This window comes from Micromonospora sp. NPDC048909 (assembly GCF_040649635.1).
In the GTDB taxonomy this organism is placed as follows: Bacteria; Actinomycetota; Actinomycetes; order Mycobacteriales; family Micromonosporaceae; genus Micromonospora.
This window is the reverse complement of the sequence record NZ_JBEZFU010000004.1, coordinates 535255-556065: the sequence shown is the minus strand read 5'-3', so window position 1 is coordinate 556065 and position 20811 is coordinate 535255. Positions and strand designations below refer to the sequence as shown.

At 73.4% G+C, this 20811-nt stretch carries 19 protein-coding genes, 5 tRNA genes and 3 pseudogenes; 9 read left to right on the top strand and 18 right to left on the bottom strand.

Going from position 1 to position 20811, the window contains the following annotated elements; all coding sequences use genetic code 11:
* Positions 1 to 3: 3 nt before the first annotated feature.
* From AB0C04_RS14815 to AB0C04_RS14770, 10 genes and pseudogenes are all read right to left on the bottom strand, one after another.
* The gene (locus tag AB0C04_RS14815) at positions 4 to 762 is read right to left on the bottom strand and encodes a hypothetical protein (protein ID WP_357053578.1); all 759 of its coding nucleotides are present in this window, start codon (positions 760 to 762) and stop codon (positions 4 to 6) included.
* A gap of 68 nt (positions 763 to 830) precedes the next feature.
* Positions 831 to 1982, bottom strand: coding sequence for a hypothetical protein (locus tag AB0C04_RS14810; RefSeq protein WP_357053575.1), 1152 nt, complete (start codon positions 1980 to 1982; stop codon positions 831 to 833).
* Positions 1979 to 2503 (bottom strand): SigE family RNA polymerase sigma factor, encoded by a 525-nt coding sequence (locus AB0C04_RS14805; RefSeq protein WP_350875345.1) that lies wholly within the window; start codon positions 2501 to 2503, stop codon positions 1979 to 1981. The genes AB0C04_RS14810 and AB0C04_RS14805 overlap by 4 nt, the downstream gene beginning before the upstream one ends.
* Before the next feature lie 87 nt (positions 2504 to 2590).
* The gene (locus tag AB0C04_RS14800; RefSeq protein WP_357053571.1) at positions 2591 to 3394 is read right to left on the bottom strand and encodes an endonuclease/exonuclease/phosphatase family protein; all 804 of its coding nucleotides are present in this window, start codon (positions 3392 to 3394) and stop codon (positions 2591 to 2593) included.
* 7 nt (positions 3395 to 3401) lie between these two features.
* Positions 3402 to 4892, bottom strand: a complete 1491-nt coding sequence (locus AB0C04_RS14795) for a phosphatase PAP2 family protein (RefSeq protein WP_357053568.1) — start codon at positions 4890 to 4892, stop codon at positions 3402 to 3404.
* An 81-nt stretch (positions 4893 to 4973) separates the two neighbouring features.
* Positions 4974 to 5975 carry a YihY/virulence factor BrkB family protein gene (locus AB0C04_RS14790; RefSeq protein ID WP_357053565.1) on the bottom strand — a complete coding sequence of 334 codons (1002 nt, stop codon included), beginning with the start codon at positions 5973 to 5975 and terminating at the stop codon, positions 4974 to 4976.
* Complete coding sequence (locus AB0C04_RS14785) at positions 5968 to 6972, bottom strand: diacylglycerol kinase family protein (RefSeq protein WP_357053562.1); 1005 nt, start codon at positions 6970 to 6972, stop codon at positions 5968 to 5970. Before AB0C04_RS14785 ends, AB0C04_RS14790 begins: the two co-directional genes overlap by 8 nt.
* A 182-nt stretch (positions 6973 to 7154) precedes the next feature.
* Positions 7155 to 7358, bottom strand: a pseudogene (locus AB0C04_RS14780) (Clp protease N-terminal domain-containing protein); the annotation flags it as partial.
* 168 nt (positions 7359 to 7526) lie between these two features.
* Positions 7527 to 7709, bottom strand: a pseudogene (locus AB0C04_RS14775) (Clp protease N-terminal domain-containing protein); the annotation flags it as partial.
* Positions 7709 to 7945 carry an HTH domain-containing protein gene (locus AB0C04_RS14770; protein WP_357053559.1) on the bottom strand — a complete coding sequence of 79 codons (237 nt, stop codon included), beginning with the start codon at positions 7943 to 7945 and terminating at the stop codon, positions 7709 to 7711. The gene AB0C04_RS14770 and the pseudogene AB0C04_RS14775, both read right to left, overlap by 1 nt.
* Positions 7946 to 8110: 165 nt before the next feature.
* On the opposite strand from AB0C04_RS14770, the gene AB0C04_RS14765 reads away from it, so the two are divergent.
* The 5 genes and pseudogenes from AB0C04_RS14765 to AB0C04_RS14745 form a co-directional block, all read left to right on the top strand.
* On the top strand, positions 8111 to 8971 hold the full coding sequence (locus AB0C04_RS14765; RefSeq protein ID WP_357053556.1) for a universal stress protein: 861 nt from the start codon (positions 8111 to 8113) through the stop codon (positions 8969 to 8971).
* Between the two features lie 71 nt (positions 8972 to 9042).
* Entirely contained in the window at positions 9043 to 11445 is a 2403-nt protein-coding gene (locus tag AB0C04_RS14760) for a phosphoketolase family protein (protein ID WP_357053553.1), read from the top strand.
* Entirely contained in the window at positions 11397 to 12335 is a 939-nt protein-coding gene (locus AB0C04_RS14755) for a universal stress protein (RefSeq protein WP_357053550.1), read from the top strand. Before AB0C04_RS14760 ends, AB0C04_RS14755 begins: the two co-directional genes overlap by 49 nt.
* 137 nt (positions 12336 to 12472) lie before the next feature.
* Positions 12473 to 13480 (top strand): nitroreductase family protein, encoded by a 1008-nt coding sequence (locus AB0C04_RS14750; RefSeq protein WP_357053547.1) that lies wholly within the window; start codon positions 12473 to 12475, stop codon positions 13478 to 13480.
* A 27-nt stretch (positions 13481 to 13507) separates the two neighbouring features.
* Positions 13508 to 13801 (top strand): annotated as a pseudogene (locus AB0C04_RS14745) (ATPase); the annotation flags it as partial.
* A gap of 23 nt (positions 13802 to 13824) precedes the next feature.
* Here the strand turns inward: AB0C04_RS14745 and AB0C04_RS14740 are convergent.
* From AB0C04_RS14740 to AB0C04_RS14730, 3 genes are all read right to left on the bottom strand, one after another.
* Positions 13825 to 14829 carry an NAD-dependent epimerase/dehydratase family protein gene (locus AB0C04_RS14740; RefSeq protein ID WP_357053544.1) on the bottom strand — a complete coding sequence of 335 codons (1005 nt, stop codon included), beginning with the start codon at positions 14827 to 14829 and terminating at the stop codon, positions 13825 to 13827.
* A 177-nt stretch (positions 14830 to 15006) separates the two neighbouring features.
* Positions 15007 to 15081, bottom strand: a tRNA-Val gene (locus tag AB0C04_RS14735).
* 51 nt (positions 15082 to 15132) lie between these two features.
* A tRNA-Gly gene (locus AB0C04_RS14730) sits at positions 15133 to 15205 on the bottom strand.
* A gap of 41 nt (positions 15206 to 15246) precedes the next feature.
* Here AB0C04_RS14730 and AB0C04_RS14725 point away from each other — a divergent pair.
* Positions 15247 to 15603: a DUF6458 family protein gene (locus tag AB0C04_RS14725; protein ID WP_357053542.1), complete on the top strand. Its 357-nt coding sequence runs from the start codon at positions 15247 to 15249 to the stop codon at positions 15601 to 15603.
* A gap of 134 nt (positions 15604 to 15737) precedes the next feature.
* Here AB0C04_RS14725 and AB0C04_RS14720 read toward each other — a convergent pair whose 3' ends face one another.
* Positions 15738 to 16553 carry an isocitrate lyase/phosphoenolpyruvate mutase family protein gene (locus AB0C04_RS14720; RefSeq protein ID WP_357053539.1) on the bottom strand — a complete coding sequence of 272 codons (816 nt, stop codon included), beginning with the start codon at positions 16551 to 16553 and terminating at the stop codon, positions 15738 to 15740.
* 70 nt (positions 16554 to 16623) lie between these two features.
* Between AB0C04_RS14720 and AB0C04_RS14715 the strand changes: the two genes are divergently transcribed.
* Together AB0C04_RS14715 and AB0C04_RS14710 are read left to right on the top strand one after the other, a co-directional pair.
* Entirely contained in the window at positions 16624 to 17604 is a 981-nt protein-coding gene (locus tag AB0C04_RS14715) for a helix-turn-helix domain-containing protein (RefSeq protein WP_357053536.1), read from the top strand.
* An 87-nt stretch (positions 17605 to 17691) separates the two neighbouring features.
* Positions 17692 to 18426, top strand: a complete 735-nt coding sequence (locus tag AB0C04_RS14710) for a GNAT family N-acetyltransferase (protein WP_357053533.1) — start codon at positions 17692 to 17694, stop codon at positions 18424 to 18426.
* 13 nt (positions 18427 to 18439) lie between these two features.
* On the opposite strand, the gene AB0C04_RS14705 is transcribed toward AB0C04_RS14710, so the two are convergent.
* The 4 genes from AB0C04_RS14705 to AB0C04_RS14690 all read right to left on the bottom strand — a co-directional run bounded on the left by AB0C04_RS14705 (position 18440) and on the right by AB0C04_RS14690 (position 19902).
* Positions 18440 to 19111: a YceI family protein gene (locus tag AB0C04_RS14705; RefSeq protein WP_357053762.1), complete on the bottom strand. Its 672-nt coding sequence runs from the start codon at positions 19109 to 19111 to the stop codon at positions 18440 to 18442.
* Positions 19112 to 19630: 519 nt separating this feature from the next.
* Positions 19631 to 19705, bottom strand: a tRNA-Val gene (locus AB0C04_RS14700).
* 19 nt (positions 19706 to 19724) lie between these two features.
* Positions 19725 to 19795 (bottom strand) — tRNA-Cys (locus AB0C04_RS14695).
* Between the two features lie 34 nt (positions 19796 to 19829).
* A tRNA-Gly gene (locus tag AB0C04_RS14690) sits at positions 19830 to 19902 on the bottom strand.
* 301 nt (positions 19903 to 20203) lie between these two features.
* Between AB0C04_RS14690 and AB0C04_RS14685 the strand changes: the two genes are divergently transcribed.
* Positions 20204 to 20806 carry a TetR/AcrR family transcriptional regulator gene (locus AB0C04_RS14685; protein WP_357053530.1) on the top strand — a complete coding sequence of 201 codons (603 nt, stop codon included), beginning with the start codon at positions 20204 to 20206 and terminating at the stop codon, positions 20804 to 20806.
* Positions 20807 to 20811: the final 5 nt, after the last annotated feature.

Sequence of the window (20811 nt, the reverse complement as noted above, 5' to 3'; positions counted from 1 at the left end):
GGCTCAGCGGCGCAAGCCGAGCGCGATGAACACCTCGCGGGTGGCCTGCCGGGTCGGCCGCACCACGGCGTCGCGCAGCCACCGGGCCGCCGGCGTGACCGTCGCCCGCCAGGCGGCGGCCACCGCCCGCCCGACCGGCGCGGTCGCGCGGCGCCACAGCCAGCCCACGGCGAGCAGCACCGGCCGCAGCGTCACGAGGTAGCACCACCACAGCAGCCGGCCCGCCACCCGCCACGCCCAGCCGAGCGCGTCGAACAGCACCCCGGCGACGGCCACGACGCCGCGCCACAGCCACCGGCCCAGCACCGCGAGCCCGGCCGCGACCAGCAGCCCGACCGGCGCGAGCAGCGCGGCCAGCCAGGCCGCGGGCAGCCAGAGCAGGTGGTACGCCAGCCAGACCAGTGGCCGCCACAGCAGCGTACGGCCGAGCCAGCCCAGCGCCCGGGCCAGTGCGCGCAGGGGCGCCCAGACCAGCACCCGGAGCAGCCACGCCAGGCCGCGCCCGAGCCAGGTCAGCGGCAGCCAGAGCACGCGGTGCAGGAGCCAGCCGAGTGGACGGAGCAGCCAGCGGGCCAGGAACCGGCCGACCGGCGCGAGCAGCCAGCGTTGCAGCAACCGGCCGGCCGCGGCGACGAGTTCCCAGACCAGCCGGACCGGCACCACCACGACCAGCGCGATCCCCCGCGCCACGGCGGCGATCAGCGGCGGTGGTGCCGTCTCCGGCCGGGCCTGCGGGCGGGGCGGCGACGGGGTGTCGATCACGCGGTCACCGTAGCCAGCGACGGCAAGCCAACCTGTCTTGTTCGGCCCCGATTGTCGGCGGACAGCGACTACAGGGGCCGCCATGTAGTCATGTCGGCGGGATCGTCGACCGTCCGTATCGTCGCGGAGAGTGCCAGAGCGCCGTCGCGCCCGCCGAGCGCCTGAAGTCCGGCGCTGGAAAGTGCGGAGACCTCGCCCATACATGTCTGGCAGACACCCGGCAACTCCCCGACCCGGTAGACCCCGATCCCGCTCGGCATGGCGTCGACCCAGCCTTGTCGTCCGTGGACCGTGGTGCTGCCCGCGACCTTGCCACGAAACTCCCGCGTCATCCCGACCGTGAAATCCTCGACCGCGCTCCGGACCTCGGGCCGGGAAGGGGCCAGGTATCCAAGCTGAGCATTCTCCCATCGGCCGTCACGAACCGTGACAACCGCACGATGGAGGGTGGCACCCTCCGGTGGTGCCACGGGCAGGAAGGGCAGCGTGACGGGCTGTCGGTCCCAGATAAGACCGTCGGCGATCCGCCGAGCGATCTCCTCTGGCCGTTCCATTTCCCTCACGCTCACCGCCGCCCAGGCGTCGGGCGCGTATTGCCAGGAGAGTCGGGTCTCCCGACCATCCGGGCTGGTGTGCAGATAGGCCGGCTCGCCCCAGACGGGAGCGACAGGGACGCCGGGTAGGGGTGTCGCCGCGACGCGCCCGCCACCGGTCAGCGCGTCGGACTCGGCCCAGTTCGCGAACGGGTCCGCGCCAGCTGCGTTGATCATGACTGTGACGATGTCTTCCAACCCAATAGAGGGCGCACCCTTCTGCGTCTGTTGGGGTTTCATCACAGTCACCCACTGGCCGTAACGCTCATATGACTCATGCCGGATCGACATTCCCTCCGGCAGCCAGTCGAGTCGGAAGAGCCGCTGGGCCGGATCGAATTGGTCCGGCGCGACCGTGGGCGGCCCGCCGGTGGCGGTGGCAGACGGGGAGGGTTGCTCCGCCGGCGACCGCTGCGCCTGTGGGCGTACCCCCTGCAACAGGACGGCCGCGCCGAGCAGCGCGACCACGGTGGCCGCCGCCGCCGCGCCGACCAGTCGGCGCTGGCGGCGCCGGACCGCCCGCTCCCCCTCGGCCAGCAGGGCGTCCGTCGGCATTCCCCCGGCCGGCAGATCCTCGGCGGCGTCGGCCAGCAGCCGCCGGACGAGCGTCTCCTCCCGATCGATCATCGGACCTCCCCCTTCGCCTCGGCGTCCAACGGCAGCTGCCGGCGCAGCGCGGCCAGCCCGCGCGCGGTCTGGCTCTTCACATTCCCGGTGGAGCAGCCCAGCACCTCGGCGGTCTGCTCGACGCTGAGATCGGCGTAGAACCGCAGCACCAGGACCACCCGCTGGCCGGGCGGCACCGCGGCGAGCGCGGTCCGCACCGCCACCGCGTCCGCGGCGGCCTCCCCCGTGCCGCCCGGGTCGCCCCGGGGCACCGGTTCGGGTGTCCGGTCGAGCAGTTGCACGCCCCACCAGCGGGATCGCCGCTCCTGCCGGAAGGCGTTGACCAGCATCCGGTGCACGTACGCGCCGATGTCGTCGGCCCGCCGCACCCGGCTCCACTTCACGAAGAGCTGGGTCAGGGTCTGCTGCACCACGTCGTCGGCCCGGTGCGCGTCCCCGGTCAGCAGGTACGCGGTGCGCCGCAGCTTCCCCGTCGCCCCCGTGACGAAATCCACGTACTCCTGCCGCTGCACGGCCTGCATCGACCACTCCCGTTCCGGCTGCCGGTGCTGTCACCGTACGGATGCGTCCGGGGCCCGGTCCGGTTGCACCGGTGCCGGGCGCCGCCGTCAGGCCGGATCCAGCGCCACCTCGGCGAGCACCGGATAGTGGTCGGAGGCGTGATCGGCGGCCCCGCCCCGGACCACCCGGCAGTCCCGCGTCCGCGCGGCCAGCGCCGGGGTGCCGAGCAGGTAGTCCAGCCGCATCCCGGCGAACTCGGCCCCGCCGTGCCGGGTCGGGACGGTCAGCCCCTCGCCCTCGTCCGGTCCGCCGGCCGCCCGGTACAGGTCGACCAGGCCGGCCCCGAGCAGCACCGCCACCGCGCGGGTGTCCACCGTGCGGCCGTCGCGACGCAGGTGCCGGCGGCGGTACGCGGGCGGCAGCCGGTCGAGCCGCCCGGCGTGGTCGGTCGCCGGGTCGAGGGCGTTCAGGTCCCCGCCGAGCAGCGCCAACTCGCCCGGCGCCCGCCGGACCGCCCGGGCCAGCCAGTCGACCTCGATGCGGCGCCAGCCACCCGAGTACGGGTTGAGATGGGTGCCGAGCACGGTGAGCGGCCCGGCGTCGGTGGCCAGCACCACCCGCGCGGCGGCGTGGTGGAACGGCCGGCGCAGCGACCCGGCCGCGAGGGTACGCAGCGGCGGCCGGACCAGCACCGCGACCGGCTGCCCGAGGCAGCTGCGGGCCAGGTGTGGCCGCAGGCCCAGCCGGTCCGCGAACCCGGCGAGCAGGTCCGCGTCGAAGCCGCGCAGCTCCTGCAGGGCCAGCACGTCCGGCCGCTGGGCGTTGATCACCTCGACGATCGCGTCCCGCCGGTCGTGGCCGTCGCCGTCCCGCCCGCCGGTACGGATGTTCCAGGTCATCACCCGCAGCACGACGCGCTCACTCCACCCGACCGGCCTTGGCCAGCTCGTCGTCGAGGGTGTCGACGTCCTCCGACTCGATGCTCGGCCGGTTGCCCTCCCGCAGGTCGGCGTTGGGGCGGATCACCCAGTAGAGCAGCCCGATCCAGAGCGCGCTGAGCAGGATCGCGCCCATGAAGTCGGTGGGGTGGTGCATGCCCCGGTACATCCGGGAGACGGCCACCCCGACCGGCATGATCACCGCCAGGGCCACGAAGATCCAGCGCCACCAGCGGTCGGTGCGCGGCAGCACGATGACGGCGATCGCCAGCCAGATGCAGATCGTCGCCGCGATGTGCCCGGAGGGAAACGACGAGGTGGGCATCGGCCCGTCCAGGTTCTCCACCGGCGGGCGCGGCCGGTCGACCGCCCGGGCCGAGGCGAGGAAGAGGGTCAGCTCGCCGACCATGGCCAGCGCCACGAAGAGCACCGGCCGCCAGCGTCGCCACACCGCCAGCACCAGCGGGCAGAACACCAGTGAGATCAGCAGGATCGCGTGGGTGTCGCCGAACTTGCTCCACCACCAGCTCACGTCGGTCAGCACCTCGGTGTGCCGCTCGGCGAACCAGCGCGGCACCTCGGTGTCGAGGGTGGCCAGAAACGTCCCGCCGGCGTGGTAGCTGACGAACATGCCGAAGCCGTAGAGCGCGCCGAAGACCAGCACCCAACCGACCAGCAGCTCCGCCACCGCGGAGCGCGGATGCTCCAGCACGTGCTCCTCGGCCGGGGCCGCGGCGATGTCGCGTCCCGCCTCCGGCTCCAGCCCCTCGGTCAGCGGCGGGACCGGCCGGCCACGCTCACGCCGCCAGAGGCGGAAGGCGTAGGCGGTGACGCCGAGCCAGGCCGCGCCGAGCAGCCAGCCGGCGAGCACGTCGGAGACGAAGTGCACGCCCAGCGCGATCCGGGTCAGCCCGATCAGCGCCACCAGCGTGGCGACCAGGGCGATGGCGGGCTTGCGCCACCGGGGCGCCAGCGCCGGCAGGAAGACCAGCAGCAGCGCCCCGTACGCGACGAACGAGCCCAGCGCGTGCCCGCTGGGGAAGCTGTTGCCCGGCGCGCTGGCCACCGGCACGTCGACCACCGGACGAAGCCGGCCGACCAACGTCTTGAGCGACGGGTCGAGGATCAGCCCGCCGACGCCCGTGATGATCAGATAGACGGCCAGCCGGGGCTGTCGGCGGATCAGCAGGCCGATCACGGCGATGGTGACCAGCCAGATCAGGATCGGTCGTCCGCCGAGGTCGGTGACCGCCTGCAGGACGGTGACCAGCGGGCCGTGCCGCGACACGAGCTGGTTGAACCACTCGGCGACGGCGTGGTCGGCGTCCTGCAACGGGCTCCACCGGAACCGGACCAGCATCAGCAGCAGGCCGAAGGCGACGCCGGCACCGGTGACGGCGATCAGCCCGGCGACGCTCCGCTCCGTGAAATGCCCGAGCGGTCGCCGCAGCACCTCTTTGACCACGGTCACCCCGCACCTCCATTGTCGCCCATGGCGTGGCGCTTTACCCGATCGGCGGGGGCCGTACACCGGGAGCGGGCCGGGGCCAGGTCAGAGCGCGGTCATCTCTCCGGTGTCGGGCACCTCCGCGCGTTCGGCCTCGGGCTCCCACAGGTCCGGCTGGGCCGGCTCCTGCACCCCGATCCGCAACGCCTCCAGCTGGGCGGCGAAGGCCAGCCCGCCGAAGAGCGCCATGCCGGTGAGGTTGGCCCAGAGCAGCAGCGCCATCATGCCGGTGAGCGCGCCGTAGGTCTGCCCGAAGCCGTCACTGAACCGCACGTACGCGGCGAGCAGCAGGCTGGCCAGCCACCAGAGCGCGGTGGCGATGCCGGCGCCGAAGAACAGCCAGGAGAGGCCGGGCTGCCGGCGGCGCGGCGCGTGCCGGAACAGCACCGCCACGGCGAGCACGGTCAGCCCGAGGCTCAGCGGAAAGCGGATGACGTCCCAGACGCCGTTGGCGGCCTCACCCCACTCGTAGTGCTCCCGCACCGAGTCGCCCATCGCCCCGCCGCCGACCAGGATCAGGAAGCCGGCCAGCGCGGGCACGCCGGCGGTGACCGCGAGCACCGCGGCTCGCAGGTACTTCCAGAGCGCCGGACGGTCCCGCTCCACGCCGTAGATCCGGTTGGCGCCCCGCTCGATCTGGGCCATCGTCGTGGTCAGCGCGACCAGGCCGGTGAGCAGACCGAGGGTGAGCGCCAGCTCGCCGGCGTCCTCGACGCGTTCGCCCTCGCCGAGCAGCTCGGCCACCACCTGCTCGCTCTGCCCGGGGGTGAGCGCCAGCACGGTGTCGGCGACCACCTGGCCGCCCTCCTCGACGCCGAGTTCCGTGATCAGGCCGGTGAGGGCGATCAGGAACGGCACCACGGCGAGGCAGAGCTGGAGCGCGAAGGCGCGGGAGTGGCTGAACCCGTCGCCGTAGCGGAACCGGATGAACGCGTCGCGCAGCAGGTGCCAGCCGCCCTCGCGGCGCAGGGTGTGCCAGGCGTCGTCGGCGGAGAGCTCCTCGTTCGACATCAGCCGGGTCTCGGGCACGATCCGGGTGCTACTCACGGCGCGCCTCCTCGATCAGCTGCTCACCCCGCTCGGCGGCGTCCTTCGCGTCGACGGCGAGATCAGGTGCCCGCTCGGGCTGCGGCACACAGAGCCAGAGCGCCTCGGGCCGGATCACCGCGCGCAGCCGGCGGCCCGGTTCGATCAGGTCGCCGTCGAGTTCCCGGGGCTGGGTCCGGGTGCTGGTGATCACCACCCGCCGGCCACGGAAGACCTCCATCCGGGGCACCCGGCCACGTCGGCGGATCACCGCCCAGCCGAGCGCCGCCCAGTGCCGCAGGTTGTTGGGGGTGAGCACGGCCACGTCCAGCCAACCGTCGTCCGGTTCGGCCTCGGTGAGCAGCCGGACCCCGCCCTGCAACCGGCCGACGTTGGCGATCAGCACCGAGCGGGCGCGGCGGCGCACCGGCGGGCGGTCGTCGATCCGGATCGACACCCGTATGGGGCGGTCGCGCAGGTGTCGCGCGGCTCCCACCACGTACGCGGGCCAGCCGATGCGCGCCTTGGTCGTCTCGGAGGTGGCGGCGAGCATCTGGGCGTCGAAGCCCATGCCGGCCATCACCGTGAAGTACCGCCCGTCGACCTCGCCGACGTCGAGCCGCCGCCGGCCCCGGTCGACGGCCACCTGCAGCCCGGCGGCCAGATCGGTGGAGAGGCCCAGGTTGGCCGCGAGCAGGTTGCCGGTGCCCTGCGGCAGCACGGCCAGCGCCACGTCGGTGCCGACGAGCGCGCTGACGCAGGACATCACGGTGCCGTCGCCGCCGCAGGCGAAGACCACGTCGACGCCGGCCTTGACGGCCTGTTCGGTCTGGCCGCGGCCCGGGTCGTCGACCGTGGTCTCGAACCACTGCGGCTCGGGCCAACCGGCGGCGGCCAGCGCATCGTCCACGGTGCGGCGCAGCTCGTCGAGATCGGCGACCTTCACCGGGTTGACCACCACGGCGGAGCGCAGCCCGCCGTGGTGGCCCGACGGCGCGCTGTCCTGTCCAGCATTCACGGCGTCAGTGTGCAGGACCGGAGCCGCTTCAGCGAGCCCGCGAGCGGCCCGGGTCGGAAGTGCCACAGACAGGTTTCAACGCGGCCGTGGCTGGTTGGCCCGCTCGCCCGATCCAGCCGAGGCGCACCGCCCCGGACCCGCTGATCATCGGAGGGTCAGGCCGCCGTGCGCAGAGCGCTCTCGACCCTTCGGCGTAGATCGTCGAGGTCGACCCCGGCCTCGCTGAGCACCAGGGCGCCGAGCCCCTGCCCCTCCCGGAGCAGCCCGAGCAGGATGTGCTCGGTGCCGATGTGGCGGTGGCGCAGCCGCAGCGCCTCGCGCAGCGACAGCTCGAGGGCCTTCTTCGACCGGGGCGAGAAGGGCCCGCCCAGGTATCGCCGCCCGCGCCGCCACCACCGCCGCGGCGCCGGCACGGCCTCGCGTAGCGCGTCCGGGCCGAAGGACTGCTCGATCCGGGCCACGATCGCGGCCAGGTCGATGCCGATCTCGCGCAGCGCGGCCGCGTCCGCGTCGCCCAGGCCGGCCCCGCCGTCGGCGGTGTGTCGGCGGATGCGCTCGCGCAGGTCGTCGGCGCGCACTCCGGCGTCGGCCAGCACCCGGCTGGCCAGCCCGGCCTCGTCGGCGAGCAGCGCGAGCAGCAGGTGCTCGGTGCCGACCGGCCGTTGGCCCTCGACCCGGGCCTCCTGCACCGCCCGCCGGACCACGCCGCGCGCCCGGTCGGTGAACCGTTCGAACATCACGCCTCCCAGGATTGGTTGACCGCCGGTCGCCCGGCGTGCTTCTTGTGGACCGCCTGCCGGCTGACCTCGAGCGCGTCGGCGATCTCCTGCCAGGACCAGCCCTGTCGACGGGCGTTGTCCACCTGGACGACCTCGAGCCGCTCGAGCAGCCGGCGTAGCGCGCGGACGGCGCGAAGCCCGACCCGGGGGTCGGTGCTGCCGGCTGCCGCCGCGAGTTCCGTCGCGTGACTCATATCGTCAACATACGTTGACAGCACCACTCTGTCAACCTATGTTGACGAGCCGGGTCCGACACCGTCGGCGGCGCTGCCCGATCCGGCCCGCCGCCACGGCCGCACGACTACCCTCGGTCGAGGGAGCTGGTCGTGCCGGGCGCGACGCCCGGGAGGTGATGTCGGATGGCCGCATCCGCCGATGCAGCGGTGCTGGTCGGCCTCGGCGCGGACCGCGACCTCCGCGTCGTCCGGCTGGCCGCGCAGGAGGCCGCCGCGCACCGTCGACCGCTGCACCTGTTGCACACCTTCGACTGGCAGGCGGCCTTCGCCGCGGACAGCGTCGCCGCGCCCCGCGGCCAGGCCGAAGATCTGATCACCCGGGCCGCTCAGCTGGCCCACCAGGTCGAGGTGGGGCTGACCGTCCGCAGCGAGATCGTCGAGGGCGCCATGCTGCCCACCCTGATCCGCCGGTCCGAAGCGGCCTTCCTGCTCGCCGTCGGGGACGGCGGGATGGCCGGCAGCGCTGAGTGCGTCCCGTCCGACGCACCGGCCGTCCAGCTCGCCGCGCGGGCCGGCTGCCCGCTGATGGTGGTACGCGGCGAGCCACCACCGCAGGGCCCGGTGCTGGTCGGGGTGGACGGCTCACCCAGCTCGAACCTCGCCCTGGAGTGGGCCCTCGAGTGCGCCGCCCTGCGCTGCACCGAGCTGCTGGCGCTGCGGGTGGTGGAGCCCGACGAGGACACCCAGGCCGTCACCGACGCGGTCACCGAGGTGATGGACCGCTACGCCGCCCGTCGCACCGACGTGCCGGCCGAGTGCCGCGTCGTCGAGGGGGATCCCGGCCAGGTGCTGGTGGACACTTCCCGCTCGGCGCAGGTGGCGCTGGTCGCCGCCCGTGGTGACGAGCCGGGCCGCGGAATGCTGGGCGCGGTCGCCCAGTCGTTGCTCTACCACTCCCCGGCCCCGGTGATCGTCGTCCGGGGGTTGGCCGAGGCGCCGCTGACCGGGTCCGACGCCCGCCCGGACCGGGACCAACGGCCCTGACCCGGGCCGCCGGCCCTGGCGAGGCTGGACGTCGGATGCCCCACTCCCCTACCCGCGAGAGGCTCAGCATCATGGACACCGCTCTCGACGCGAACCCTCCGCTCACCGACGACGAGCTGCGCCGACTGGACGCCTACTGGCGGGCGGCGAACTACCTCACCGTCGGGCAGATCTACCTGCTGGACAACCCACTGCTGCGCAACCCGCTGACCCCCGACGACATCAAGCCCCGGCTGCTCGGGCACTGGGGCACCAGCCCCGGGCTGAACCTGCTCTACGCCCACCTCAACCGGGTCATCGTCGGCCGTGACCTGAACGCCATGTTCATCACCGGCCCCGGCCACGGCGGCCCGGCCATCGTGGCGAACACCTGGCTGGAGGGCACCTGGAGCGAGCGTTACCACGGCATCGACCGCGACGAGGCCGGCATGGCCCGGCTGTTCCGCCAGTTCTCCTTCCCCGGTGGCATCCCCAGCCACGTCGCGGCGGAGGTGCCGGGCTCCATCCACGAGGGCGGCGAGCTGGGGTACGCGCTCAGCCACGCCTACGGCGCCGCGTTCGACCACCCGGACCTCCTGGTCGCCTGCGTGATCGGCGACGGTGAGGCGGAGACCGGGCCGCTGGCCGGCAGTTGGCTCTCCAACGTCTTCCTCAACCCGGCCCGCGACGGCGCGGTCCTGCCGATCCTGCACCTCAACGGCTACAAGATCGCCAGCCCCACCGTCTTCTCCCGGATCCCCGAGCCGGATCTGCTGGAGCTGATGCACGGGTTCGGCTACCAGCCGTACGTGGTCGCCGGAGACGACCCGGCGCAGGTACACCAGACGCTCGCCGCCACGCTGGACCGGGCGCTCGACGAGATCGCCGCGATCCAGCGCCGGGCCCGCTCCGGCGGCGCCGTCGAACGTCCCCGCTGGCCGATGGTCGTCATGCGTACGCCGAAGGGCTGGACCGGCCCGCGGGACGTCGACGGCAAGCAGGTCGAGGGCACCTACCGCGCGCACCAGGTGCCGCTCTCCGAGGTACGCACCAACCCGACGCACCTGGCCGAGCTGGAGACCTGGCTGCGCAGCTACCGGCCCGAGGAGCTCTTCGACGCCACCGGCGCGCCCGTCGCCGAACTGCTCGCGTTGCCGCCCTGCGGCGACCGGCGGATGAGCGCCAACCCGGTGACCAACGGCGGGGTCGTGCTGCGGGACCTGAACCTGCCCGACTTCCGCGACTACGCCATCGAGGTCCCCCGGCCGGGCGAACCGATGGCCGGCGCCACCGGGGTGCTCGGCGGCTGGATCCGGGACGTGATCGCCGCGAACCCCGAGTCGTTCCGGCTGTTCGGCCCGGACGAGGTGGCCTCCAACCGGCTCGGCGCCGCCTTCGAGGTCACCGGCCGGGCCTGGGTGGCCGCCACGGTTCCCAGCGACGACCATCTCCTCCCCGACGGGCGGGTGATGGAGGTGCTCTCCGAGCACCTGTGCCAGGGCTGGCTCGAGGGCTACCTGCTGACCGGCCGGCACGGCGTGTTCACCAGTTACGAGGCGTTCATCCACATCGTCGACTCGATGGTCAACCAGCACGCCAAGTGGTTGAAGGTGACCCGGGGCATCCCCTGGCGGCAGCCCCTCGCCTCGCTGAACTACCTGCTCTCCAGCCACGTCTGGCGACAGGACCACAACGGCTTCTCCCACCAGGACCCGGGCTTCATCGACCACGTGGTGAACAAGAAGGCCGAGGTCGTCCGGGTCTACCTGCCTCCGGACGCCAACACGCTGCTCTCCACCATGGACCACTGCCTGCGCAGCCGGCACTACATCAACGTGGTGGTGGCCGGCAAGCAGCCCGCCCCGAACTGGCTGACCATGTCGGAGGCCATCCAGCACACCCGGCGGGGCCTGGGCATCTGGGAGTGGGCCAGCACCGACGAGGGCAGCGAGCCGGACGTGGTGCTCGCCTGCTGCGGCGACGTGCCGACCCTGGAGGCGCTCGCGGCGGCGGACCTGCTCCGCCGGCACCTGCCGGACCTGAAGGTGCGGCTGGTCAACGTGGTCGACCTGATGCGCCTCCAGCCGCCCACCGAGCACCCGCACGGCCTGCCGGACAACGAGTTCGACACCATTTTCACCGCCGACCGGCCGATCATCTTCGCCTACCACGGATATCCGTGGCTGATCCACCGGCTCACCTACCGCCGCACCAACCACGACAACCTGCACGTGCGCGGCTACAAGGAGGAGGGCACCACCACCACGCCGTTCGACATGGTGATGCTCAACGACCTGGACCGCTTCCACCTGGTCATCGACGTCATCGACCGGGTGCCGGGGCTGGCCGCCCGCGCCGCGCACCTGCGCCAGCAGATGGTCGACGAACGGCAGTCCTGCCGGGACTACACCCGCCGGTACGGCGAGGACGACCCCCGGGTGTCGGAGTGGCGGTGGATCCGCGAGACCGAGCCGGGCCTGCGGAGCGGGCAGTGACCGGCGAGCAGATCCTGGTCGGCTACGACGGCTCCCCGGACGCCGCCTTCGCCCTGAAATGGGCGTTGGACGAGGCGAGCCGCAGCGGTCGCCCGGTCCGGCTGGCGTACGTCTTCGAGTGGCTCACCGTGGTCGGCTGGCTCGGCCCCGGCGTCGCCCCCGGCGCCTGGCCTGACGAGACCGCCCGGCGCGAGGTCGAGGAGCTGGTCCGCCGGGCGGCGGCCGAGGCCGCTGCCGCGCACCCGGACCTGGACGTCACCGGCGAGGTGTTCGACGGACCGCCCGCGCTGGTGCTTCAGGAACACTCGGCGCAGGCCGCTCTGCTGGTGCTCGGCAGCCGCGGCCACGGCGGGTTCGGCGGGCTGCTCGCCGGCTCGACCGCGGTCGCGGTCACCGCGCACGCGCACTGCCCGGTGGTGGTGCTCCGCACTCCGTCCGAGACCGCCCCGGCGGCGCCCAGCGACGGGCCGGTGGTGGTCGGGGTGGACGGCTCCGACGTGTCACTGGCGGCGCTGGGTTTCGCGGTCGAGCGGGCGGCGCAGCGGCGGGTACCGCTACGGGTGATCCGGGCCTGGTCGCCGCCGGAACCGCCCTGGCGCGGTCCCGGCGGCGGGGCGGCGACCGACGCGGACGAGGCCACCGCGGCCGAACGGGACGCCGTGAACGGTTCGCTCGCCCCGTGGCGGCAGAGCTTCCCGGAGCTGGCGATCAGCGTCGAGGTGGCCGCCGGCGGTCCGGCGTCGCTGCTGGTCGAGGCGAGCCGGGGCGCGCAACTCGTCGCGGTCGGCAGCCGGGGGCGTGGCGGGCTGCGTGGAATGCTGCTCGGCTCGGTCAGTCAGCAGCTCATCCAGCACGCGCTCTGCCCGGTCGCGGTCGTCCGTGAACGCTGACGCCTCGCAGGGTCCAACGGCCCGTCCGGACGGCACCTGCGGGCCCTGCGGCGGCCGGCGCGAGGGCACAGGATGAATGGACCAGGGGCCCGCCGCACGCGGGACGACGGGAACGGGCGAAGACGAGAGGGTGGACGATGAGCCAGCAGAGCCCGACGGACCGACCGCTGACCACCGCGCTGGCGGAGGCGGCCACGACCGCCGGCCACGCTCCCTCGGTGCACAACACCCAGCCCTGGCAGTGGCGGGTGCTCCCCGATGCGCTGGAGCTGCGGATGGCCCGCAGTCGGCAGCTCACCGCCGCCGACCCGGAGGCGCGGCTGCTCGTGCTCAGCTGCGGCATCGCCCTGCACCACGCCCGGATGGCGCTCGCCGCCGAGGGCTGGACCGCGATGGTGGAGCGGCTGCCAGACCCGGCCGAGCCGGAGCTGCTGGCCCGGCTGAGCGGCTTCTCCCGCACCGACCTCGACCCGGACGCGATGCGGCTGGTGCAGTGCATGCGGATCCGGCGCACCGACCGCCGCCCGGTGAGCGAGGAGCCGGTGCCGAACAGCGCGATCGAGGAGATCACCCACGCGGTCACCGCCGAGGGCAGCAGGTTGCAGATCCTCGACTCCGACCAGGTCATGGAGCTGGCCGCCGCCGCCTCGCACGCCGACATCGTCGAGGCGGAGGACCCGGAGACCCGCGAGGAGCTGGCGTACTGGACCAGCCGGGCGGGCACCGGCACCGGGCTGCCGCCGGAGGTGCTGCCCGAGCAGGCGCCGCAGACCACCGTCCCGGCCCGCGACTTCGGCCGCTCCGGCAGCCTGCCGGTCGGCCCCGGGCACGACCGCGCGGCCGCGTACACCCTGCTCTTCGGCGACGAGGACGAGCCGGAGAGCTGGCTGCGCGCCGGCGAAGGGCTCTCCGGCGGCTGGCTGACCGCCACCCGGCTCGGCGTCTCGATGGTGCCGCTCAGCGGGGTGGTGGAGGTCGACAGCACCCGGCAGATTCTGCGCCAACTGCTCGCGGGGATCGGCTTCCCGTACCTCGTGCTGCGGCTGGGGATCGCGGACCCGGCGCACGCCGGCCCGCCGCACACCCCGCGGCTCGCCGCCGACCAGGTGGTGGACACCTCCGCGGTACGCGGCGAGCACGGCTGAGGCGGGTCACCGGGATCCCGGCTGGCGATAGCATCGCCCGGTGGCACCCCGCACCCCCGGCCCGAGCCTCGACCGACGCCGTCACTCGGGTTGAGCCCGCTGTCCCGGGTGCACCTCGACGAGCTGCTCCAGGAGATGCTGGGCCGGGTCGGCGAGGTGGTCGCCAGCCGGGAACGGCTACGCGCCCTGCTCGACGCCGTGGTCGGCATCGGCACCGACCTCGACCTGCGCAGCACCCTGGGGCGGATCGTGCAGATCGCCTGCGAGCTGGTCGGCGCCCGCTACGGCGCGCTCGGCGTGGTCGGCCCGGACCGGCTGCTCCCGACCGGTCAGCCCCGGACCGGTCAGGCCGCAGGCGTGGCCGCGAGCAGCGCCGCCTCGCGGGTCGGGTCCAGGCCGACCGGGGACCGGGCCGGGCGGCCGGCGCGCGGCGGCACGGTGCCCACCTCGCCCAGCCACCGCCAGGTGTCGGTGACCGTCTCGGCCAGCGGGCGGCAGGTCAGCCCCGCGGTGTGCGCGCGCTCGACGTCGCGCTCCTGCAACCAGCGGTACTCGTGGCCCAGCGGCACCCAGATCGGCAGATCGTTCCAGGGGACCACACCGGCGGCCAGGATCGGCTCCGGCGCCGTCCAGCGCAGCCGGGCGTCCGAGCCGGTCACCGCGACGCAGGCGTCGAGAAGCTCGGCCATCGTGGCGTGCCCGGTCCGGCTCACCACGTTGAACGCGCCGCCGCGCCCCCACGCGCCCGCGTCCAGCAGCCAGGCCGCCAGGTCGCGCACGTCGATGTACTGCAGCGGCAGGTCGACCGGGCCGGGCGCCAGCACGTCGCCACCCCGGGCGATCCGTCCAAGCCACCACGGCAGCCGACCGATGTCCTCCCCCGGGCCGAGGATCAACCCGGCCCGGGCGAGCAGGACCCGCTCACCGAGGACCTCGCGCAGCGCCCGCTCGGCGCCGGACTTGTTCCGCGGATAGTCACCGTCGTCGGCGTCCGCGGCCGCCTCGACCAGCGGGGCGTCCTCGTCCGAGCCCGGCTCGACCGGCTCTGCGTAGACCGAACCGCTGGACACGTACACGTAGTGCCCGACCGACCCGGCCAGCGCGCGGGCCGCGTCGCCGGCGAGGCGCGGCGCGCCGTCCCAGGTGTCCACCACCAGGTCCCACTCCCCGCCGGTCAGCGCGGCCAGGCCGTCGGGCGCGGTCCGGTCACCCCGCAGCCGGTGTACGCCCGCCGGCACCGTTCCGTGCATCCCCCGGTTGAAGACCGTCACCGACCAGCCCCGGCGCAGCCCCTCCGCCACCGTCGCGCCGCCCACGAAGCCCGTACCACCCAGCACCAGAAGTCTCATCCGGCCACTGTGCCCGCCGACGGGCGCGGATCGGCGCGATGTTCACGGTGAGCGGATCTGCCGTCGGCAGAACACCGTGCGATGCCGCCGGCCGCTACTGGCGTCGCATCCAGGGGCATCAGCAGAACGGCTCGTCACCGGAGATCCGGTAACGAGCCGACGGGACTGCTCACAGGGTGGTGGGCGATACTGGGTTTGAACCAGTGACCTCTTCCGTGTCAAGGAAGCGCGCTCCCACTGCGCCAATCGCCCGTGGTCACCGCCCACGCCCGGGAAGCCGGGCACATGTCGGGGCGGGTCGCGAGCGGACGACGGGATTCGAACCCGCGACCCTCACCTTGGCAAGGTGATGCGCTACCAGCTGCGCTACGTCCGCGTGCCGCCGGCGTCAGCCGGCGACGGGTGGAACTCTACCCGATGCCAAGATCGCCCGGCGCGGCGACCCGGCCGGCCATGGTTGCGCTGCTCAACGGCGGGGTAATGAAGCCCTTCGACAGCGCACCACATCCCCATCCCCAGGAGAAGGAGGCTGTCGTGGGTATCGGCACCAGCATCTTCCTGATCGCGGTCGGCGCGATCCTCACCTTCGCGCTCGACGCGAGCCTCGGCGGCATCAACCTCGACGTCGTCGGCTGGATCCTGATGGCGGCCGGCGTGCTCGGCCTCATCATGACCACGCTCGTGTGGGGTCGCCGCCGCGAGGTGGTCACCACCACCGAGCCGGTCGAGTATCGGCGGGTCGAGGAGCGGCGGGACGTCGCCCCGCCGCTGTGACCCCACCGCCGGCCCTCGCCGGTGGCACCGAACGCTGACCCGCCTGGGCCGGCCACCTCGACCGAGGTGGCCGGCCCGCCGCGCCTGATCGCCCGTCCCGGCGGTGGTAGTGGCAATCGGGGACCGGCCGCCGCTCAGCGCATCAGCGCGTTGAGCGTGCCGTAGTCGAGGGCATCCGCCAGCGCGCCGTACGTGCCCGCGTCGAACGCCTCGTCCGCCGCCTTGCGGACGACCGTGTACGCGGCCTCGGCGACCGCCGAGCCGAGGCTCACCCGGGCCACGCCCAGCCGGGCGAACTCCGCGATCGGCGGGGCACCCGGGCCGGCGAGCACGTTCAGCGGGGCCGGGATCGCCCGCACCAGCGCGCCGACGGTCTCCGGGTCGACCACCCCGGGCACGAAGATGCCGTCCGCGCCGGCCGCGAGGTAGGCGGTGGCCCGGGCCACGGTCTCGTCGACGCCCCCGGTGCCGCTGAGGAAGGTGTCGACCCGGGCGTTGAGGTAGAGCGGCAGGTCGGCCGCGTCGGCCGCGGCCCGCACGGCGGCGAGCCGGGCGCACTGGTCGGGCAGGTCGCGCAACGGCGTTCCGGCGTCGCGCCGGGCGTCCTCGACGTTCACGCCGACCGCACCGGCGGCGATCACCGCCCGTACCGTGGCGGCGACCTCGTCCGGCGTCGCGCCGAACCCGGACTCGATGTCCGCGGTGACCGGCAGCGGCACCGCGGCGGCCAACCGGCGTACGAGGTCGACGGCCGCGTCGCGGCCGAGGACGTCGCCGTCGGCGGCGCCCAGGCTCCAGGCGACGCCGGCGCTGGTGGTGGCCACCGCGCGGGCCCCTGCGGCCGCCACGATCCGGGCGCTCGCGGCGTCCCAGGCGTTGACGAGGACCAGCGGCGACCCGGGGGTGTGCAGGGATCGGAACAGTTCAGCTCGGGTGTGGTGTTCGCTCACCCGGCAAGTCTCGGCCAGCCCCCGGCACCGCAGTAATGTTTCAGTCCCAGCTGAATCCACCGGGGGTGCCGTGGTCGCGATCGGTCTGTCGGCGGGCGCCGTCGCCCGTATCCGGTTCGCGGTCTCCTGCCTGTGGGAGGTCGTCGCGAGCGTCCGGGTGCTGCGCGACCCCGGGGACCACGCGGTCCACCTGCCGTGGGTACGCCGGGTCCGTCCGCGGCTGACCGGGGCCGGACTGGTCGGCCCCGACGGCGGGCTGCTCTGGCAGCTCGTGCCGGCGCCGCCCGGCTACCTGGCCGACTTCCTCACCCCGCCGCCCGCCGGGCTCAACGCGGACCTGGCCGCCGAACTCGACGCCCTGCGCGCCACCCCGGCGGACACCGTCCGGGCCCACCTGGACCTCTGTCCGGGTGACCGCCCCCCGGTCGTCGCCGCCCTGTACGCCGACCCGCCGACCGGGCTGCGCCGGCTGGCCGAGGAGATCGAGGCGTACTGGCGGATCGCCCTCGCCCCGCAGTGGCCCCGGCTGCGGCTGCTGCTCGACACCGAGATCGCCGCCCGCGCCCGCCGGCTGGCCGAGGACGGCGCGGCCGGGCTCCTCAACGACCTGCACCAGCAGGTCCGCTGGGAGGACGACACGTTGCTCATCGCGCAACGGCACTGCCTGGCCCCGGACGTTCCGAGCGGGCCGGGTCTGGTGCTGGTCCCCTCGGTCTTCGTCTGGCCGTCGGTGTTGAGCGTCTCCGCCGGGGACGTGCCGCAGCTCGCCTATCCGGCCCGCGGACTCGGCGCGCTCTGGGAGCGCCCGAGCGGCGTCCCGGACGCGCTGGCCGCGGTGATCGGCCGTGGGCGGGCCCGGCTGCTGACTGAGTTGGCCTCGCCGGTGAGCACCACCGAGCTGGCCCGGCGCACCGGGATGTCCGCCGGCGGGGTCTCCCAGCACCTCACCTCGTTACGTGCGGCCGGTCTGGTGGTGACCCACCGGCGGGGCCGGGCACTTCTCAGCTCCCGCACCGACCTCGCCGAGGCGCTGCTCTCCGCCGCCGGCTGAGGTCGCGTACCGACCGCAGCCACGCCGACCGGCGCTGCGGCATTGTCGCTGGTCAGCCGGGTTCGACCCCGCGTTAAGATCCAACTCGTGGAGTCCCTCGACACGGTGCTCGCCGCGCACCGGGCCTACCTCCTCGGCTGGAACGTCGGCGCCTCCGGGGGCCCCGACCTGCTGACCTACCGCAGCGAGGTGCCGCACGCGCCCCTGAACGGCGTGCTGCGCGTGACCGGATGTGCGCCGCGCGACGCGCTCGTCGAGGCCTGCCACCGCCTGCACGGCGTGCCCCGGATCTGGTGGGCCGGCCCGGACAGCGACCCTGGCACGGCCGAGGGCCTGCTCTCCCTCGGTGCCGTCGAGGTCGCCCGCCTGCCGATCATGACCACGACGACCGGCCGGGCGACCGTCGCTCCCACGCCGGCCGGGCTGCGGATCAGCGAGAGCACCGACCCGCACGAGTTCGTCCCCGCCTATGCCCGGGTCTCCGGAATCCCGCCGGAGGGCGTGCCGGCCGCGATCGACCGGGAGAAGGCGTTCACCGGAGACGGCACGGTGATCAGGCTGGCCGGGCGCTTCGAGGACGGACGGATCGCCGGGACGGCGGTCGCCTGGCTCAGTCACGGCCTGGTCACGCTCTACTTCGTCGGCACCCAGCCCGAGCACCGCCGCCGGGGCGTCGGCGCGGCGATGACGGCGGCCGCGCTCGACCTGGCCCGCGAGCGCGGCGTACGCACCGCCGCTCTCACCTCGACCGCCGCCGGTGAGTCGCTCTACGGGCGCCTCGGCTTCGGCACCGTGGGCAGGTTCCGGCTGCTGTCGTTCTGACCCGCGGCGGAGGTCACGACTGGCGGATCGCCTCGCCGGCGATCTCGATACGCACGTTCTTGCCGACCAGCACGCCGCCGCCCTCCAGCGCGACGTTCCAGAGCAGCCCGTAGTCCTCGCGCTCGATCTCGGCTCGCGCGGTGAACCCGAAGATGTCCTGCCCATAGGGGTCGCGCCGGGCCCCGCCGTACTCCACCTGAAGATCGACGGGCCGGGTGATGTCCTTGATGGTCAACTCTCCGGTGAGCACGAACCGCCCCGAGGTACGGGCCGGCTGTGACGCGAGGTCGACTCCGCCGCGGCGACCCACCAGCCGGTTGCTGCTGCGCAGCCGGGCCCAGTAGAAAATCGAGTCGGTCTGGTCCTGCAGTTTGACCCCGGTGCTGCGATATTCGAGCGTGGGATAGCGCTCCACATCGAGGAAATCGGCGCTCCTCAGGTGCACGTCCCGATCGTCGTGCCCGGTGACGATGCTCGCCGAACGCATGGTGGCGGTCACCGAAGAGCGCAACGGGTCGTCGTCCACCACGATCTGGGCCTCCGCCTCGGTGAACTCGCCACGCACCGGACTCACCATCATGTGCCGGCCGACAAAACCGATCCGCTTGTGCGCCTGGTCGAGCAGATAGGTGCCGGAGGCCGGGACCGTCAGGCCATCCCAGTTCCGCGTGGCGGGACCCGTCATTTTCTTTGCCTTTCCCTGAACCTCGGGGTCCGTCTGGCTGCCCACGCCGCCACCTGCCGCGATGGCCGTGGACACTCCCCCCGTCCTCAGGATAGGCGTGACGAGATCGCGTCTCTTGAACGGCGACGAGTCGACGTCCACGGACGTCGCGCTTTCCGGAGAGGATGTTGGATCGCGCCGGATCGCGCCGATCCCTAGGCCCACAAAGGGATTGCGACATCCGCCGGTCAGGGCGCGCGTCGCTCGGCGTCGATGCCGGAATGCCGGTTGGCAACTGTGACGCGGACGCCGGCGTGAAGAATCTCACCCGAACAGGTCGAGTCGTCAATAAGCAAATTGATTGGACGACCCGAAAGCGCTACCGGCAGTTTTCGGCGGACACCCGTGGTCGTGTCACCGTTACAGCGCCGTACGACACCAATCGATATCGAATTCTGCCCGACGTGCCGCAGAAGCACGGCGAAACAGAAACGGCCCGCTACCGGGTTACCGGTAACGAGCCGTCCAGCGGTGCCTACCTGGTGGGCGATACTGGGTTTGAACCAGTGACCTCTTCCGTGTCAAGGAAGCGCGCTCCCACTGCGCCAATCGCCCGCGTCTGTTCGTCTTGCCGAGGTGGGGACGGGATTTGAACCCGCGTACACGGCTTTGCAGGCCGTTGCCTCGCCTCTCGGCCACCCCACCGAGGTTGCCCCCGTCATGCGTGGCGGCAGCTCCGAGCGGACGACGGGATTCGAACCCGCGACCCTCACCTTGGCAAGGTGATGCGCTACCAGCTGCGCTACGTCCGCGTGTCATCGGCGTTTCCCGGTGACGGATGAGAACTCTAGCCGAGCCGCGGAACGGTTGCCAACTCGGGGTGGCTCTCGGCGCGTCCCGTCCCGTTCCGGCCGACCCCCCGCAGCACGTGCGGTGAGGCGACTCTCCCTATGGCTTCCTAGGAGACTGGCCTGGAGTCCGACGAGCCGGCGACGGGAGTGGGATACCCTGGCCAGAGCCGGTGAGAAGTGTCCGGCTTCCGACTGTTCTCGCAGCGATTCAGGCCATCACGGTAACTGCCCGTGTTTATCCCGATGGGTTACGGTAACCGTCGTGACGAGACGTGCGGCCGAGATCCGCCTGGATGCCCTGCTGCGCACGGCCTGTGACGTGATCGCGGAACGCGGTCTGGCCAACACCCGGACGGCCGACGTCGCGCAGGCCGCCGGGGTGAGCCAGGCCCTGGTCTTCTACCACTTCGCGACCAAGGAACGGCTGCTCGCCCAGGCCTTCGCGTACGCGGTCGAGCAGGACCTGGCCCGGCTGGACGCGGTGGTCCGCTCCGCCGCCCCTCCGCTGACCAAGCTCCGCCGGATCATCAAGCTCTACACCCCGGCCGGGCGCCCGACGTCCTGGTCGATGTGGATCGACGGCTGGTCGGAGTCGCTGCGTACGCCCGAGCTGGAGCGGGTCTCCCGGCGGCTCGACCTGCGTTGGCGGGAGGACCTCGCCGAGGTCATCGCCGACGGCGTACGGGAGGGCACCTTCGACTGCGCCGACCCGGCGGGCGCCGCCTGGCGGATCAGTGCGGTGATGGACGGGCTGGCCGTGCAGCTGGCGGTGCACGACCGGGTCATCTCGCGGCGACAGTTCACCGAGTGGGTACGCCTGGTCACCGCCCGCGAGCTGGGGCTGGACCCGACCGAGCTGGACTGACACCC

Coding starts and splice junctions, on each gene's coding strand:
- AB0C04_RS14810 (WP_357053575.1), bottom strand. CDS start 1,982: ATGATCGATCGGGAGGAGACGCTCGTCCGGCGGCTGCTGGCCGACGCC.
- AB0C04_RS14805 (WP_350875345.1), bottom strand. CDS start 2,503: ATGCAGGCCGTGCAGCGGCAGGAGTACGTGGATTTCGTCACGGGGGCG.
- AB0C04_RS14770 (WP_357053559.1), bottom strand. CDS start 7,945: ATGAGTCACGCGACGGAACTCGCGGCGGCAGCCGGCAGCACCGACCCC.
- AB0C04_RS14765 (WP_357053556.1), top strand. CDS start 8,111: ATGGCCGCATCCGCCGATGCAGCGGTGCTGGTCGGCCTCGGCGCGGAC.
- AB0C04_RS14760 (WP_357053553.1), top strand. CDS start 9,043: ATGGACACCGCTCTCGACGCGAACCCTCCGCTCACCGACGACGAGCTG.
- AB0C04_RS14750 (WP_357053547.1), top strand. CDS start 12,473: ATGAGCCAGCAGAGCCCGACGGACCGACCGCTGACCACCGCGCTGGCG.
- AB0C04_RS14740 (WP_357053544.1), bottom strand. CDS start 14,829: ATGAGACTTCTGGTGCTGGGTGGTACGGGCTTCGTGGGCGGCGCGACG.
- AB0C04_RS14725 (WP_357053542.1), top strand. CDS start 15,247: ATGCCAAGATCGCCCGGCGCGGCGACCCGGCCGGCCATGGTTGCGCTG.
- AB0C04_RS14705 (WP_357053762.1), bottom strand. CDS start 19,111: ATGACGGGTCCCGCCACGCGGAACTGGGATGGCCTGACGGTCCCGGCC.